We start from the raw sequence: 17083 nt of genomic DNA, 5'->3' as shown, positions 1-17083 counted from the left end.
CTCAAGCGCTTCCAGTACTCTGTAATAAGGTTAACTTGGGAGCTGTACTATGGAACTGACGACTCGCACTTTACCGGCGCGTAAGCATATTGCGCTGGTTGCACATGATCACTGTAAACAGATGCTGATGAACTGGGTGGAACGCCACCAGCCGTTGTTAGAAAAGCATGTCCTCTATGCGACAGGCACGACAGGAAATCTCATTCAACGCGCGACCGGCATGGATGTCAACGCCATGCTTAGCGGTCCAATGGGCGGCGATCAGCAGGTCGGCGCACTGATCTCTGAAGGTAAAATTGATGTGCTGATCTTCTTCTGGGATCCACTCAACGCCGTGCCTCATGATCCGGATGTCAAAGCCCTTCTGCGCCTGGCCACAGTTTGGAATATTCCGGTTGCCACCAACGTCTCTACCGCCGATTTTATTATCCAGTCGCCAAATTTCAACGATGCAACGGACATCCTGATCCCGGATTACGCCCGTTATCTGGCTGAGCGCCTCAAATAATCGCCAGACAGGCGGCCGCCGTCGCCGCCTGTTCTTCAGGGTTTTCTCGCTACCGGGACATCCAGTTGTTTTAGTTCATCAACAAAACAGGATGGCGCGTCTTTATTAAACAGCAACCACACCCGATGCCGGGCACGCGTAAGTGCCACGTAGAGCAACCTTCTCTCTTCTGCATCCGGAAAATCCTCGACCATTGGCAGTAATGCTTCTTCCATGATCGACTCACGAGCCGGGGCCGGAAAACCATCGCTGCCATCATGAAGCCCAACGACAATGACATAATCCGCCTGCTGTCCTTTACTGGCATGAATAGTCATAAAATCCAGCTGTAGTTTGGGCCAGCGGGTCGCTGCCTTCTCAAGACTGACAGGTTTGAGGTGGTGATATCGCGCCAGCACCAGTATGCGCTCTTCTGCTTTCGCAAAGCCGGATAGCTTATCCAACAACGCATCCAGCTGACTTTCATCGAGCAGAGTGACGGCTTTCCTGTCGCCTGCTGTCAGGCTATTGAGCGGTTTCTTAAGCTGATGCGGGTTTTGCTGGATAAACCGATTGGCTATTTCGCCAATACGGCTATTAAAACGGTATGTCGTATCCAGATCGCAGCGATCGCCCTCACCAAAGTGTTGCCGGAAGGCGGTAGTTAACGAAAGTTGTGCGCCACTGAAACGGTAAATGGCCTGCCAGTCATCTCCCACGGCGAACAGCGTGGTCTGTGAATTTTGCTTGCGCAATGCGGCTAACAGGGCGGCGCGCTGTGGGGAGATATCCTGAAATTCATCAACCAGGATATGCTTCCACGGGCTGATAAAGCGTCCTTTCTCCAGAATGACAATCGCCTGATGGATCAATCCAGAAAAATCAACGGCATTCTCTTCTTTCAGAGCACTCTTCCAGGCCTTGAGCAACGGCGCCATCAGCTTTATACGTTTGCTGAACAGATCGCGGATCGCCTCCGGCGCATTGGCGATCATCTCCACCTGTGCTCCACCATGCATACGCATCAGGCTAACCCAGCGATCCAGACGTGAGGCCAGGCGACGTTGTAATTTTTCATCGTCCCAAAAATTGCCTTCTGGCACGGACCACTGCATCTCTTCTTCCAGCCACTGTCGCCAGCCTTTAGCCTGGGCTTTTTTCTCGCTGCACTGCTGACGCCATGTGGCGATAAATAGCTTATTTCTGGCGGCAGTATCATTTTCGAGTTTGCTGACTGTCGGGACTTTTTTGCTACCCTGTTGAATAATATGCAACGCCAGTGAATGAAACGTCCGCGCGGTGACGTCTTGCGTATTCAGTCGTTCGCGAATGCGCTCATCCATTTCCTGAGCGGCTTTGCGACCAAACGCCAGCAGCAAGATTTGTTCAGCAGCCGCTTCTCCCCGCGCCAGCAACCAGCCCGCACGCGCAACCAGAACGGATGTTTTGCCACTTCCTGCCCCCGCAAGCACCAATAGCGACTGCTCGCCATTCACCACCGCACGAGCCTGAGCTGGATTCAGCGGTGAGGACTCAATCTTCTGGAAAAACTCGGTATGCTCCGCCAGCATCGCATCGGTGTACGCCTGATTGTGCTGCAAACGACACGCTTCAATATCCTGCAGCCACGCCTGACATTGATGCAACGCCTCACGACAATGATCAAATTCTTCCAGACGATTGACCGGCAGGGGCAACGCGTCAAAAGCACGGCGGATCTGTTGCTGCAATCCGGATGTTTGTCTCCGCGTCAGCCATCTGTTTTCCCCTGTACGCGCGGCAATCGTATCCAGCTGTTCCTGCAGCACCCCTGCTGCAACGTCACTCATCTCCTGGCTCCACTGCTGCCAGAGGATGCTCAGATGATGGTGGAAACGCTGGGTTTCCGCCCATTCAGTGCCGTGAAGGCGTACAACTTTATCATCAGAAAGCACAAATTCCAGCTCACCCCATACCAGGCCCCTTTTACAATGGATAGCCAGTAACTGATTGAATGGAATAAGATACTCATGACGGTCGCCGGAGACTTTAATGCCGGCATTGAGAATAACGGCCCGATCGTAAGGGTGTTGCGCCAGACGTTTTCCCAGAGAAGTTGCTTTCAGTTCCATAAGACTTACGCGGATCCACACGAAGAGGTTTGCTTATCAGTGTAACCGCCAGAGAAAACGTGCTCCAGCCCAAAAAAACGTTACAATTGCCAAACTCACAGAAAACCAGAGTTAACCGAGGGTTTATGCGTACTGTTCTGAATATTTTAAATTTTGTGCTTGGGGGATTCGCCACCACCTTAGCCTGGCTACTGGCGACGTTAGTCAGTATCGTACTTATCTTCACACTCCCCTTGACCCGCTCCTGCTGGGAAATCACACGCTTGTCGCTATTCCCCTACGGTAATGAGGCGATTCACGTTGATGAACTCAACCCGGCGGGTAAAAACGTGCTTCTGAATACCGGCGGTACGCTGCTCAACATTTTCTGGCTGATTTTCTTCGGCTGGTGGCTGTGCCTGATGCATATTGTTTCCGGTATTGCCCAGTGCATTACGATTATTGGTATTCCGGTTGGTATCGCGAACTTTAAAATCGCCGCGATTGCACTCTGGCCGGTTGGTCGTCGCGTGGTTTCAGTCGAAGTTGCCCGTGCCGCACGCGAAGCCAACGCGCGTCGCCGCTTTGAATAATCGGAACTGATGGCCTTTATGTTAAGTCCACTGCTTAAACGCTACACCTGGAACAGCACCTGGCTGTACTACGTGCGGATTTTTATCGCGCTTTGCGGTACAACGGCACTGCCGTGGTGGCTGGGTGACGTCAAACTGACCATCCCGCTAACGCTGGGCATGGTTGCTGCCGCGCTGACCGATCTGGACGATCGGCTCGCGGGTCGTCTGCGTAATTTGATCATTACGCTGATCTGCTTTTTCATTGCTTCGGCTTCCGTCGAATTGCTCTTCCCCTGGCCGTGGCTTTTCGCAATTGGATTAACGCTTTCCACCAGCGGCTTTATTTTGCTGGGGGGCTTAGGTCAGCGTTATGCGACCATAGCCTTTGGTGCATTACTGATCGCCATTTACACCATGCTGGGAACATCACTTTACGATCAGTGGTATCAGCAACCGATCCTGCTGCTTGCAGGCGCCATCTGGTATAACCTTCTGACGCTCATCGGTCACCTTCTGTTCCCGATTCGTCCACTGCAGGACAATCTGGCACGCAGCTACGAACAGCTGGCACACTACCTGGAGCTGAAATCCCGCCTTTTTGATCCCGACATCGAAGATGAAAGTCAGGCCCCCCTGTATGAGTTAGCGCTGGCCAATGGGCAACTGATGGCGACGCTGAACCAAACAAAAGTATCATTACTGACCCGTCTGCGCGGTGACCGCGGACAGCGAGGAACCCGCCGCACACTGCATTACTATTTTGTCGCGCAGGATATTCACGAACGCGCAAGTTCCTCACATATTCAGTACCAGACGCTACGCGACCATTTCCGTCACAGCGATGTGATGTTTCGTTTCCAGCGATTAATGTCGATGCAGGGGCAAGCCTGTACGCAACTGTCTCGCTGCATTTTGCTACGCACCCCTTACCAGCACGATCCACACTTTGAGCGAGTCTTTACACATATAGATGCTGCCCTTGAGCGTATGCGTGCAAGCGGTGCCCCTGCAGATCTGCTCAATACGCTGGGATTCTTACTATCGAACCTGCGGGCTATCGATGCGCAACTGGCCACCATTGAGTCTGAACAGGCTCAGGTACTCTCGCGCAATGAGTCAGAAAATCAGCTTGCCGATGACAGTCCGCACGGATTCAGTGATATCTGGCTGCGTCTGAGTCGCAATTTTACGCCGGAGTCGGCGCTGTTTCGCCACGCGGTTCGTATGTCGCTGGTGCTCTGCGTCGGGTACGCCATTATCCAGATAACGGGCATGAACCATGGCTACTGGATCCTGCTGACCAGCCTGTTTGTCTGCCAGCCCAACTACAACGCCACACGACATCGTCTGGCGTTAAGGATTATCGGCACATTAGTCGGGATAGCGATTGGACTGCCCATCCTGTGGTTCGTCCCATCGCTGGAAGGGCAATTAATACTGCTGGTGATCACCGGCGTGCTCTTTTTTGCTTTCCGCAATGTTCAGTACGCACATGCCACAATGTTTATCACGCTGCTGGTATTGCTGTGCTTTAACCTGCTTGGAGAAGGGTTTGAAGTCGCACTGCCGCGCGTCATCGATACGCTGATAGGTTGTGCCATCGCATGGGCAGCCGTCAGTTTCATCTGGCCAGACTGGCGCTTTCGCAACCTGCCACGGGTGATTGAACGGGCGACCGACGCAAACTGTCGTTACCTTGACGCCATTCTCGAACAATATCATCAGGGGCGAGACAATCGTCTGGCATACCGTATTGCGCGCCGCGATGCGCATAATCGTGATGCGGAGCTGGCATCCGTGGTGTCGAATATGTCGAGTGAACCGGATGTTACCGCCCAAACGCGCGAAACGGCATTCCGCTTGCTGTGCCTCAACCATACCTTTACCAGTTATATCTCGGCACTGGGCGCACACCGTGAACAGTTAACCAACCCGGACGTTCTGGCATTACTGGACGATGCCGTTTGCTATGTTGATGATGCACTTCATCATCAACCTGCTGACGAGCAACGCGTATACCAGGCGCTTGAAGGACTGAAGCAACGGATTCAGCATCTTGAACCACGCCCGGACAGTAAAGAACCGCTGGTCGTACAGCAAGTTGGCCTATTGATAGCGCTACTACCAGAAATCCGACGATTACAGCAGCAAATTGCCGCATTACCGTCTAGTACACCGGTTCAGGCGTAAGAGAACTCACCCACTCCACAAGCTCCTGGCGGCGAATCGCCGGGAGCGCCGCCTCATGAATGCCCCCAATCGCGCCTTCAAGGGCATAGAGTATTTTCACCGTCAGGGCGGGATTAATCTGTCGCAGTTTCAACCAGCACATTTTTGCACCCAACATGCGTAATGTGCTTTCATCTTTTATACCTGCTTCATTCAGCAGGGTTTCCAGATGAAATGTCATGTTCGGCAGTCCACGCAGGCGATGCTGTGCAAAACGACTTTGCTTTTCTTTTAACGCCGCATCCAGTGAATACCGTGATAGCGACACCAGTTGTTGCTGGTTTTGCCACAGCGTATCGTTCACCTGATAATAATTGAGCACCACCGGACGTCCACGTTTTATAAATGTCAGCCAGACAGGGGAATGTTTTACACAGTACTGCGTGCTCTGTTCACAGGCCCGAAGATATAGCTCGCCACTGGCGACCATGGCGAACACCGTATCCTCGACTGTCAGGCTATAACCCCCAAACAGCGATCGATAACGAATAGTCCCCAGTGACTCCAGATATTCTTGTGATTTATAGATCCTTGCATAAGAAAGTTTTTTCATAAAAATCCTTTTAAATCATAACGTAATAAAATGATTTGCAGTAGCGGATCCGTTAATGACGAAAATAGGCAACTTATTCGCAAGGGGCAAGATGAATTTTGTTTTTCCCGTAACAACAACCAAAAACTGCGAACCTGTTTCAGAAAATAAGGTTGATCTTTGGTGATAGCAGGGTTACTGTATATCCATACAGTAACTCACAGGGCTGGATTGATTATGTACACTTCAGGCTATGCAAATCGTTCTTCGTCGTTCTCTTCCACAGCAAGCAAAATTGCGCGCGTGTCGTCAGAGCACACTACCGCTGGGCTTATCAGTGAAGTGGTCTATCGCGAGGACCAGCCCATGATGACGCAGCTCCTGCTGCTTCCCCTGCTTCAGCAATTAGGTCAGCAGTCGCGCTGGCAGCTGTGGCTGACGCCTCAGCAAAAACTAAGCCGGGAGTGGGTGCAGTCGGCCGGACTCCCATTGACGAAAGTCATGCAGATTAGCCAACTCTCTCCCTGCAATACGCTGGAATCTATGGTTCGTGCGCTACGCACGGGTAACTACAGCGTCGTAATTGGCTGGCTGACGGAAGAATTAACCGAAGATGAACATGCCGAGCTGGTAAAAGCAGCAGATGAAGGCAATGCGATGGGGTTTATCATGCGTCCTGTACGCGCTCAGACACTTGCGGGGAGACAGCATTCTGGGCTAAAAATTCACTCGAATTTGTATCATTAAGTAAAATTAGGATTTATCCTGGAATTTTTTTTCATCCTCAAATTCGGCTTTGAGCTTTAACACACTTTTTGCGAGAACGCCTGTGTGAAGCGGTTTCCGCGATAGTAGCTGTACAATTAATCATCCACAAATGTTAAATATTGTGTATACAAGCCTTTTTTTTTCATATGCCTGACGGAGTTCACACTTGTAAGTTTTCAACTACGTTGTAGACTTTACATCGCCAGGGGTGCTCGGCGTAAGCCGCAGATATCGGTAGAGTAACTATTGAACTGGTCCCCGGGTGAAGGATTTAACCGTGTTATCTCTCTGGAGATATTCATGGCGAATTTTGGATGATAACGAGGCGCATAAAATGAAAAAGACAGCTATCGCAATTGCAGTGGCACTGGCTGGTTTCGCTACCGTGGCGCAGGCCGCTCCGAAAGATAACACCTGGTATACTGGTGCTAAACTGGGTTGGTCCCAGTTCCATGACATCGGCAACAATCAGATCAACAACAACGGACCGACCCACGAAAGCCAACTGGGTGCTGGTGCGTTCGGTGGTTACCAGGTTAACCCGTACGTTGGTTTTGAAATGGGTTACGACTGGTTAGGTCGTATGCCGTACAAAGGCAACACTGAAAATGGCGCATTCAAAGCTCAGGGCGTTCAGCTGACCGCTAAACTGGGTTACCCAATCACTGACGATCTGGACGTTTATACCCGTCTGGGTGGTATGGTTTGGCGTGCAGATGCTAAAAACAACGACGGCTTCAAAGACCACGACACTGGTGTATCCCCAGTATTCGCTGGCGGCGTAGAGTATGCAATTACTCCTGAAATCGCTACCCGTCTGGAATACCAGTGGACTAACAACATCGGTGACGCGAACACCGTTGGTGGTCGTCCAGACAACGGTCTGTTGAGCGTTGGTGTTTCTTACCGTTTCGGCCAGCAGGAAGAAGCAGCTCCGGTAGTTGCTCCGGCTCCGGCTCCGGCTCCAGAAGTACAGACCAAACACTTCACTCTGAAGTCTGACGTTCTGTTCAACTTCAACAAAGCGACTCTGAAACCGGAAGGCCAACAGGCTCTGGATCAGATGTACAGCCAGCTGAGCAACCTGGATCCGAAAGACGGTTCCGTCGTTGTTCTGGGCTTCACTGACCGCATCGGTTCTGACGCTTACAACCAGGGTCTGTCTGAGAAACGTGCTCAGTCTGTTGTTGATTACCTGATCTCTAAAGGTATCCCTGCTGACAAAATCTCCGCACGTGGTATGGGCGAATCCAACCCGGTTACTGGTAACACCTGTGACAACGTGAAAGCTCGCGCTGCGCTGATCGACTGCCTGGCTCCGGATCGTCGTGTTGAGATCGAAGTTAAAGGTATCAAAGACGTTGTAACTCAGCCTCAGGCTTAAGTTATCGTCTTATAAAAAAACCCCGCCTGGCGGGGTTTTTTTTCATCTACATATCATGCAAAAGTACAGACACACTCCATATTGACGTTACCCGTACCCTACTCTTTACCCAGTAACGCCTGTAGATCCTGCTTCAATGTCGACATCTTGTTCGCATACTTTTCTTTATGTTCCGCATCTTCAATCAACTGCACAATCGTTTCTGAGAGTGTTTTACCACGTCGCTGCGCAAGCCCGGCTAAACGCTGCCAGACCATAAACTCCAGATCGATCGATTTCTTACGCGTATGTTGATGTTCTGCATTAAAGTGCCGTTTACGCCTCGCCCGGATCGTTTGCTTCATACGATTGAGCAGTGCAGGGTTCATGTATTCTTCAATCCAGGCGTTGACCCGAACCGGTTCATTTTCGAGGGTTAGCAACAAATCAACGGCTTCTTTGGCAGCGCTGGCTTCCACATAGCGGGTAATCAACTCCCCCTCGCGATGCTTCTTCACCAGGTACTTCCATTTCCATCCGCTTTCAAGATTTTCAAGTTGTTGATATTTCATTGCGATCTCAATGTTACCGTGTAACTCTTATCAGAATATCAGCTTTTTCAGCATCTGAAGAAAAGAATATCCAGCCTGTGAACTGTCGCGCGTCATCACATCCGTTTAGCGGTGCTTTCCACGTGTGCAGTGCTGATGGTTACGGTATAATCTCGTTTTTTACAACAGACTAAAAAACATCAACTTTGACCATTACGAAACTTGCATGGCGTGATCTGGTTCCTGATACCGACAGCTATCAGGAAATATTTGCACAGCCGCACGTCACTGACGACACCGACACCTTACTCAGTGATACTCAGCCACGTTTACAATTCGCGCTAGAGCAGCTTCTTCAGCACTGGGCTACGTCCTCGTTTATGCTGGTGAAAGCGCCCGAAGAGCTGGAGTATCTCAATCTTATTGCAACGGCTGCACGTACCTTGCATGCGGATGCCGATAGGTTAACCGGGGGGCATTACGATGTATCCGGCCACACTATTCGTTACCGCGCAGCGGAGAAAGCAGACGACAACTTTGCGACGTTAACTCAGGTGGTTAATGCTGACTGGGCTGAGGCCGAACAGCTGTTTGGCTGTCTGCGCCAGTTCAATGGCGAAATTACGCTTCAACAGGGACTGGTTCATCAGGCCAACGGCGGTGTGCTGGTTATCTCATTACGCACACTTCTGGCTCAGCCGTTGTTGTGGATGCGCCTGAAAGCCATTGTCAGCCACGAGCGTTTTGACTGGGTGGCCTTTGATGAGTCTCGCCCCCTGCCAGTCTCCGTCCCTTCTATGCCGCTTAAACTGAAAGTGGTGTTGGTCGGCGAACGTGAATCGCTGGCAGACTTCCAGGAAATGGAACCAGAACTGGCAGAACAGGCTATCTACAGCGAATTTGAAGATAACTTGCAGATAGTGGATGCCGAAACCATGACACAGTGGTGTCAGTGGGTAACGCATACTGCCCGCCGCAACAATCTGCCCTATCCCGCTACCGATGCCTGGCAGGTTCTCATCCGCGAAGCCGTTCGCTATACCGGTGAACAGGACACGCTGCCGCTTAATCCGCTATGGATCACTCGCCAGCTCAAAGAAGTGGCCCCTCTTTGCGACGGTGATACCTGCACTGCGGAGCAATTGAGCCTGATGCTTGCTCAGCGTGAATGGCGAGAAGGATTCCTCTCCGAACGAATGCAGGATGAGATCCTGCAAGAGCAGATCCTCATTGAAACGGAAGGCGAGCGTATTGGGCAAATAAACGCCCTGTCGGTGATCGAATTTCCAGGTCATCCCCGCGCATTTGGTGAACCTTCACGTATCAGTTGCGTCGTGCATATTGGCGATGGCGAATTTACCGATATTGAACGTAAAGCCGAGTTGGGCGGAAATATTCATGCCAAGGGGATGATGATTATGCAGGCGTTCCTGATGTCGGAACTCCAGCTAGAACAGCAAATACCGTTCTCTGCCTCTCTGACATTTGAGCAATCATACAGTGAAGTAGACGGTGACAGCGCCTCTATGGCAGAACTGTGTGCGCTGATCAGCGCCCTCGCTGACGTTCCCGTCAATCAAAGCATCGCGATAACCGGTTCTGTCGATCAGTTTGGTCGTGCTCAACCTGTCGGCGGTCTGAATGAGAAAATTGAAGGCTTTTTTGCCATCTGCCAGCAGCGTGAATTAACAGGGACTCAGGGTGTGATTATCCCTGCAGCCAACGTCAGACATCTGAGCCTGCCACCCGCACTGCTGCAGGCTGTTGAAGAAGAAAAATTCACTATCTGGGCAGTAGACGACGTGACCGATGCGCTGCCGCTGCTATTAAATTTGGTGTGGGATGGCGAAGGTCAGACGACGCTGATGCAAACTATCCAGGAGCGTATTGCTGCGGCAACGCAACAGGAAGGCCGTCACCGTTTTCCATGGCCGCTACGTTGGCTGAATTGGATTATTCCGAACTGATCGGACTTGTTCAGCGTACACGTGTTAGCTATCCTGCGTGCTTCAATAAAATAAGGCTTACAGAGAACATGGTAGATAAACGCGAATCCTATACAAAAGAAGACCTTCTTGCCTCTGGTCGCGGTGAGCTGTTTGGTGCTAAAGGCCCACAACTGCCTGCACCAAGCATGCTGATGATGGATCGTGTCATCAAGATGACCGAAACCGGCGGCAACTTTGACAAAGGTTATGTGGAAGCTGAACTGGACATCAACCCGGACCTGTGGTTTTTCGGATGCCATTTTATCGGCGATCCGGTAATGCCAGGTTGCCTGGGTCTGGATGCCATGTGGCAGCTGGTTGGATTCTATCTCGGCTGGTTGGGCGGCGAAGGTAAAGGCCGTGCACTGGGCGTGGGCGAAGTGAAATTCACAGGCCAGGTTCTGCCGACCGCAAAGAAAGTCACCTACCGCATTCACTTCAAACGCATCGTTAACCGCCGCCTGATCATGGGTCTGGCTGATGGTGAAGTGCTGGTTGATGGTCGTCTGATCTACACCGCAAATGATCTGAAAGTGGGTCTGTTCCAGGACACCTCGGCGTTCTAATCGCAGACATCTGTAGGACTGGTGGTGCGACATGGCCGAATGGCCGCGTACGTTAATTTACCGGTCTACAAACGGCGAAACCTCCGCTTTGCGGAGGTTTCTTTTATCTAAAGAGACAGAATCAGGCCATTAAAACCCTATCCCCCATGGCTTCTCGCCAGCCTCCCAGCCAGTATGACCTCTGATTCAGCGTCTGATAGGGACACATTTCTTTTGAGCGTCCGGCAATGCCGGCCTGATAACCACGTTGATGTGCCCGTTCCAGGCGATCTCGTTTTTGTCTCTTCATGCCTCGTTTCCCTCATCTTTAGGTCTGGTGGAAAAGAAAACAGTGATTACTAAGTGTGCAATCACACTAAACGAATACCCCTAAACATCAGGCTCGTCAATGCGCAAAATTCACGCCAGTGTCATAATTGTGAGCTAGCTGGTAAATCATTTGTACAAAAATTCTCTGTCAGAACAGCTACCTCAACCGCTAAAAAAATAAAAAAAACCGCCTCTGGCGATAAGCCTGAGGCGGCATAATTTACAATTATTTAAGCTTATGGAATACGTTTCAGCTCCTGGGCAATAGCCGTCGCTTCCTGACTCCAGGCGCTGGCCAGAACTTTCACCATTTCATCGTAGCCATCCTGCGTCTGCACAACTTCGATATGGAACGGACGCTTGATTAATTGCCCCTGGTGATTCAGTAACCATTCACCGCTGACAATCACTTTGCCATCGTAACGTCCGTGAAAGCCTGTCACCGTCACGTTAAGCGTATCCTGAGTGCTTCCCAACGGCTGAGATGCAACCACCCAGCCAGGAAGTTGCATACTGAGATTGGCGACAAGGGTATTACGTAGCTGCTGATCCAGTGGGCTGGCCCAGAGATTGTTATTCGCTATCACATACTTCACGTCGCTGGTCTGGTACACCACACCATTCCCCGCCAGGTAATCAGGTACGGCAACCTGTTCAACCCACAGCAGGCGGTTGCCCTGATTAGCTGAACTTTGTCCCCCCCCTTGCGCAATGGGGAGCTGATAATAGCTTTTATTCTCTCCGCTGGAGCTACATGACGTCAGCCAGACCGCCATCATCACCACTAGCCACTTTTTCATTGTTTCGCCCTCTTCGGCTCTGGATCTTTTTTGTCCTTCGCTTCAAACACCAGCGCGTTGCTCTTGTCGTTCAGCGTTTTCAGAACCGGCTGCAGTTCACGCAGTACCTGATCAAGACGCTGCATATCTGCCACCATCTTGTTGTAGGCCGCAGAACCCGGCTGGAAGCCCTGCATGCTGCGATTCAGTTCACGCAACGTATTCTGCATATCCGCAGGAAGCTGCTGCATCGACTGGCTGGATGTGATCTTATTCATGTTATCCAGCGTAGTTTGCAGGTGTTTCATCGTGCGCTGGCTTTCCGACAGAGTCGTGGTCGCCTGCTCAATCATCGGGTTCAGCGGTAGGCTATTAATCTTATCCAACGCTTCCATCAGACGCTGCTGAATCTGCGCCAGACCGCCGCTCACTGTCGGAATAATTTGATAACCATTAAACTCGCGTACCCCTGTAATTGGCGGCTCTTTCGGGTAAAAGTCGAGATCGACATACAGCGCGCCGGTCACCAGGTTCCCCGTCTTCAATGACCCTCTCAGCCCACGTTTGAGCAACTCAGCAAGATGAGCCCCCACATCGGTGTCTTCGCCTAACTGCGCTTTCAACCGTTCAGGTTCGATACGCACCAGAACAGGAATGCGGTAATCGTTGTTAAATACCTGGCGCATATTTGGCGCAAAGAAAGGCACTTTACTTACTGTACCCAGGCGTATACCACGGAACTCCAACGGCGCTCCCGGCTGCAGACCACGAATTGAATCCTTGAAGAACATCAGGTAATCAATGTGATCGGTATACAAGGAATCCTGAATACTTTTTTGATCGTCATATAGATTGAAAGAGGAGAGCTGTTCAACCGGTTGGCCTTGTTCCAGCCCTTCCGGTACGTCAAAGCTTACTCCGCCGCCAAATAGCGTGGTGAGCGAGCCCATTTCCACTCGCATACCTGCCGAAGTGAGATCGACGGCAATACCGCTGTCCTTCCAGAAACGAACATTACTGGTTACCAGTCGATCGTTTGGCGCATTGATGAAAAGCTGGTAGCTGATCGTGCGTTTTTGCGCATCAAACGTGCTGGTCTCAACCGAGCCCACGCGATATCCACGGAACAGCACCGGGTCACCCGGACTCAATTGACCGGCTTTTTTACTGTCCAGGTTCACACGGATCCCTTTCGCATCAGGCGGCGCCAGCGGTGGAGAATCGAGCAATTGGTAATTTTCCAGCTTGCTGCCTTTATTACCAGGTTGTAGCTCAATATATGCCCCGGACAACAGCGTTCCCAAGCCACTGATACCTGCACGCCCCACCTGCGGCTTCACAACCCAAAAAACAGAATCTTTATGCAGCAGCTTTTCCATACCGGAATTGAGGCGTGCTTTAATTTCCACATGGGTCAAATCATCCGTCAGAGTAGCGCTTTCAACCACGCCGACATCTACGCTGCGGCTTTTAATCGTCGTTTTACCTCCTTCAATACCTTCGGCATTGGTCGTAATCAACGTGACTTCCGGCCCCTGATGGCTGTAGTGGTAAAACAGAACCCACGCGCCAATGAGTGCAGTGACGATAGGGAATATCCACACGGGTGACCAGTTTTTTACCTTCTGCACTTTGGCTTCCCCACTTTTAGATTCCATGCTGTCAGGACTCCTCATGATCTGGTTCTGGTTCACGGTCCCACGACAGACGCGGATCAAATGTCATCGCAGAAAACATTGTCATAATGACGACTAAAGCAAACATCAAAGCACCCATTGCAGGATAAATGTTCATTAATCCCCCCATGCGCACCAGCGCAGAGAGTACGGCAATTACAAAAACGTCGATCATTGACCAGCGACCGACAAATTCCACAACCTCATAAATTAAATGCATCCGTTCACTGTCGCGTTTACCGTGCCCTTTGGCATCCCAACACAGCCAGGCAATGGCGATCATTTTTAATGTCGGCACCATAATACTGGCGATAAAGATAACCGCTGCCACCGGGTAAGAACCTTCACTCCAGATTAAAACCACCCCCTCAAGGATCGTCGATGGCAATTTTGACCCCAGCAGGTCGGTGATCATAATCGGCAGAATATTGGCAGGAAGATAAAGCATGATCGACGTGAACAGTAAGGCTAATGTCCATTGCAAACTGTTTTTACGCCGCACATAACCTTTCGTCTGACAGCGCGGACACACCAGCTCATCAGCCGGAAGAATAGCCGTACAACAGGAGCAGGAACGCAATCCTTGCCGGATACCGGGTACACCTGGCTTTAAGACCTGTTTGATAGCCGGCATCGGCGCAATATCATCCCAAAGCCAGCGACGATCGACACACTGGAATGCACGTAACTGGAGAAGACAAAAGAAGCACCACGGGATGAAACTACTGCCCACACCGATATCGCCATAGGCCATCAGCTTAACAAAGCTCACCAGCACGCCCGCGAGGAAAATTTCCGCCATTCCCCAGCTTTTTAACTGAAACAAAATGCGCGCCAGCCATGCTTTAAGCCGCTCGGGCATCTGAACCCGGTTTACCAGTAGCAGGATCGTCAGCAGACAAAAGGCCGGAACCAGCTGAACGAATAAGATAAAGAAGGTGCCGAGACTGGCGTAATCTTCAGAAAAGAGCACGCTGGGGATTTGCAGCAGCGTCACTTCACTACTCACCCCTGCGACGTTCATATTCACAAAGGGGAAGAGATTTGACAGCAGCAGCATAAATAATGCGGCTAAAACATAGGCAGTGGGACGCTGCCGGGGCGCGTCCCACTCAACGGTTAACGTAGTGCCACATCGTGGACATGCCGCTTTCTGACCATGCTCAAGGCGAGGTAACGCCACCAGCATGTCACACTGCGAGCACAAAATATGCTTCGCGGCATGGTGATGTTCGCACATATGTGCTCCTTTAATTATGCGCCATTCTTCAAAGACTCAAGATACTCCCAGCGCTCAAAGGCTTGCTCAAGTTCTTGTTCCGCTTCGTTCAGATTAGCCAATACCTGTTGCGTTTGCTCGTGAGGCTGACTGAAAAACGCGGCGTCAGCAACCTGAGCCTGTAAGGCTTCCAGCTTAGCTTCCAGTTCTTCAAGCAACGCGGGGAGCTGCTCCAGTTCGCGCTGCAGTTTATAGCTTAGTTTGCTCGTGCCGCGTTTGACAATTTCTGCTTTAGGAGCAACAGTTTCCTCTGTTTTTTTCGCAACTGGCTGTTTAAACGCCACATACTGCGATTGCTGGCTGCGCGCATCATGATAACCGCCGACATAACGACCAATTTTACCGCCGCCTTCGAAGATCCAGCATTCGGTCACGGTATTATCAACAAACTGACGGTCGTGGCTCACCAACAGCACGGTGCCCTGATAGCTATCAATTAATTCTTCAAGCAGTTCCAGCGTTTCGACGTCCAGATCGTTGGTTGGTTCATCGAGAATTAACAGATTGCTGGGCTTCAGGAATAAACGCGCCAACAGCAGGCGATTGCGTTCCCCGCCAGAGAGCGCACGTACTGGCGTCATCGCACGTTTCGGATGGAACAGGAAGTCCTGGAGATAGCCCAGAACATGGCGAGGTTTGCCGTTAACCATCACCTCTTGCTTACCTTCAGCAAGGTTGTCCATCACGGTTTTATCCGGATCCAGTTCGGCGCGGTGCTGATCGAAATAGGCAACTTCCAGCTTCGTCCCGACGTGAATGCGACCACTGTCGGCCTGTAATTGTCCCAGCATCAGCTTAAGCAGCGTCGTTTTGCCGCAGCCGTTAGGCCCAATTAAGGCAATTTTATCGCTGCGCTGCACCTGCGCGGAGAAATCTTTCACCAGCTGCTTTCCGTCAACCTGGTAATCAACATTCTCCATTTCGAAGACAATCTTGCCAGAACGGCTAGCCTCTTCGACCTGCATCTTCGCTGTGCCCATCACTTCGCGACGTTCGCCACGCTCGCGACGCATGGCTTTCAGCGCACGCACACGACCTTCGTTACGCGTACGACGCGCTTTGATACCCTGACGGATCCAGACTTCTTCCTGCGCCAACTTGCGATCAAATTCCGCGTTTTGTAACTCTTCTACGCGCAACGCTTCTTCTTTATCCAGCAGATACTGATCGTAGTTCCCGGGATAGGTCACCAGCTTACCGCGGTCGAGATCGACAATGCGCGTCGCCATATTGCGGATAAATGAACGGTCGTGGGAGATGAAAATGATTGTCCCATTGAAGGTTTTCAGGAACCCTTCCAGCCAGTCGATGGTTTCAATATCCAGGTGGTTCGTCGGTTCATCCAGCAGCAGTACGCGCGGGTTACTCACTAACGCGCGACCCAGCGCCGCCTTACGTAACCAGCCGCCGGAAAGCGATGCCAGCTCCATGTCTGCTTCCAGGCCAAGCTGTTCCAGTACTTCATTAATACGGTTTTCCAGCTGCCACAGATTATGGTGATCCAGCTGTTCCTGAACCTTCGCCAGTTCCTGGAGGTTTTTATCACTCGGATCGGTGATCACCAGATGCGAGATATCATGATAACGCTTGAGGTAAACCGCCTGTTCTGCAATCCCTTCGGCGACGAAATCGTAGACGCTACCCTGCACGTTGCGCGGCGGATCCTGCTGCAGACGCGCCACAACCAGATCCTGCTCATAAATAATACGCCCATCGTCAAGACCCTGTTCACGGTTCAGGATCTTCATCAGCGTCGACTTGCCTGCGCCGTTACGGCCAACCAGGCAGACGCGTTCGTTATCTTCGATATGCAGTTCAGCATTATCAAGAAGCGGCGCATCGCTGAACGACAGCCATGCACCATGCATACTGATTAATGACATTTAATTTT

Annotated in this window: 15 protein-coding genes; 7 read left to right on the top strand and 8 right to left on the bottom strand. The window is 51.3% G+C overall.

What is annotated here, in order from left to right; genetic code table 11:
• Positions 1 to 49 precede the first annotated feature (49 nt).
• The gene (mgsA, locus tag OGX91_RS01525; RefSeq protein WP_182290712.1) at positions 50 to 508 is read left to right on the top strand and encodes a methylglyoxal synthase; all 459 of its coding nucleotides are present in this window, start codon (positions 50 to 52) and stop codon (positions 506 to 508) included.
• Positions 509 to 543: 35 nt separating this feature from the next.
• On the opposite strand, the gene helD is transcribed toward mgsA, so the two are convergent.
• On the bottom strand, positions 544 to 2598 hold the full coding sequence (helD, locus tag OGX91_RS01520) for a DNA helicase IV (protein ID WP_199947556.1): 2055 nt from the start codon (positions 2596 to 2598) through the stop codon (positions 544 to 546).
• A 125-nt stretch (positions 2599 to 2723) separates the two neighbouring features.
• Here helD and OGX91_RS01515 point away from each other — a divergent pair, with 125 nt between their 5' ends.
• Positions 2724 to 3170, top strand: a complete 447-nt coding sequence (locus OGX91_RS01515; protein WP_005123514.1) for a YccF domain-containing protein — start codon at positions 2724 to 2726, stop codon at positions 3168 to 3170.
• A gap of 18 nt (positions 3171 to 3188) precedes the next feature.
• Positions 3189 to 5342, top strand: a complete 2154-nt coding sequence (gene yccS / locus OGX91_RS01510; protein WP_005123516.1) for a YccS family putative transporter — start codon at positions 3189 to 3191, stop codon at positions 5340 to 5342.
• Here the strand turns inward: yccS and OGX91_RS01505 are convergent.
• Positions 5320 to 5934, bottom strand: coding sequence for a TfoX/Sxy family DNA transformation protein (locus OGX91_RS01505; protein ID WP_199947557.1), 615 nt, complete (start codon positions 5932 to 5934; stop codon positions 5320 to 5322). The two genes, yccS and OGX91_RS01505, sit on opposite strands and share 23 nt — an antisense overlap.
• A gap of 216 nt (positions 5935 to 6150) precedes the next feature.
• Here OGX91_RS01505 and sulA point away from each other — a divergent pair, with 216 nt between their 5' ends.
• Positions 6151 to 6660 (top strand): SOS-induced cell division inhibitor SulA, encoded by a 510-nt coding sequence (gene sulA / locus OGX91_RS01500; RefSeq protein ID WP_040231828.1) that lies wholly within the window; start codon positions 6151 to 6153, stop codon positions 6658 to 6660.
• 355 nt (positions 6661 to 7015) lie between these two features.
• The gene (ompA, locus tag OGX91_RS01495) at positions 7016 to 8065 is read left to right on the top strand and encodes a porin OmpA (RefSeq protein ID WP_005123519.1); all 1050 of its coding nucleotides are present in this window, start codon (positions 7016 to 7018) and stop codon (positions 8063 to 8065) included.
• A gap of 98 nt (positions 8066 to 8163) precedes the next feature.
• On the opposite strand, the gene matP is transcribed toward ompA, so the two are convergent.
• Positions 8164 to 8616, bottom strand: a complete 453-nt coding sequence (gene matP / locus OGX91_RS01490; protein WP_005123520.1) for a macrodomain Ter protein MatP — start codon at positions 8614 to 8616, stop codon at positions 8164 to 8166.
• 185 nt (positions 8617 to 8801) lie between these two features.
• Here matP and OGX91_RS01485 point away from each other — a divergent pair, with 185 nt between their 5' ends.
• On the top strand, positions 8802 to 10562 hold the full coding sequence (locus tag OGX91_RS01485) for an AAA family ATPase (RefSeq protein ID WP_286625266.1): 1761 nt from the start codon (positions 8802 to 8804) through the stop codon (positions 10560 to 10562).
• Between the two features lie 68 nt (positions 10563 to 10630).
• Positions 10631 to 11149, top strand: a complete 519-nt coding sequence (gene fabA / locus OGX91_RS01480) for a bifunctional 3-hydroxydecanoyl-ACP dehydratase/trans-2-decenoyl-ACP isomerase (protein ID WP_003035875.1) — start codon at positions 10631 to 10633, stop codon at positions 11147 to 11149.
• A gap of 121 nt (positions 11150 to 11270) precedes the next feature.
• On the opposite strand, the gene rmf is transcribed toward fabA, so the two are convergent.
• From rmf to OGX91_RS01455, 5 genes are all read right to left on the bottom strand, one after another.
• Entirely contained in the window at positions 11271 to 11438 is a 168-nt protein-coding gene (rmf, locus tag OGX91_RS01475; protein ID WP_003035871.1) for a ribosome modulation factor, read from the bottom strand.
• A 256-nt stretch (positions 11439 to 11694) separates the two neighbouring features.
• Entirely contained in the window at positions 11695 to 12258 is a 564-nt protein-coding gene (gene pqiC / locus OGX91_RS01470; protein WP_040231826.1) for a membrane integrity-associated transporter subunit PqiC, read from the bottom strand.
• Positions 12255 to 13895: an intermembrane transport protein PqiB gene (pqiB, locus tag OGX91_RS01465; protein WP_005123524.1), complete on the bottom strand. Its 1641-nt coding sequence runs from the start codon at positions 13893 to 13895 to the stop codon at positions 12255 to 12257. Before pqiB ends, pqiC begins: the two co-directional genes overlap by 4 nt.
• A gap of 4 nt (positions 13896 to 13899) precedes the next feature.
• Positions 13900 to 15153 (bottom strand): membrane integrity-associated transporter subunit PqiA, encoded by a 1254-nt coding sequence (gene pqiA / locus OGX91_RS01460; protein WP_005123525.1) that lies wholly within the window; start codon positions 15151 to 15153, stop codon positions 13900 to 13902.
• Positions 15154 to 15167: 14 nt separating this feature from the next.
• On the bottom strand, positions 15168 to 17075 hold the full coding sequence (locus tag OGX91_RS01455; RefSeq protein ID WP_005123526.1) for an ABC transporter ATP-binding protein: 1908 nt from the start codon (positions 17073 to 17075) through the stop codon (positions 15168 to 15170).
• Positions 17076 to 17083: the final 8 nt, after the last annotated feature.

This window comes from Citrobacter sp. Cpa228, from assembly GCF_030333085.1.
In the GTDB taxonomy this organism is placed as follows: domain Bacteria; phylum Pseudomonadota; class Gammaproteobacteria; order Enterobacterales; family Enterobacteriaceae; genus Citrobacter; species Citrobacter pasteurii.
The sequence above is the reverse complement of the archived record's forward strand: the minus strand, read 5'-3'. Positions and strand labels throughout refer to the sequence as shown.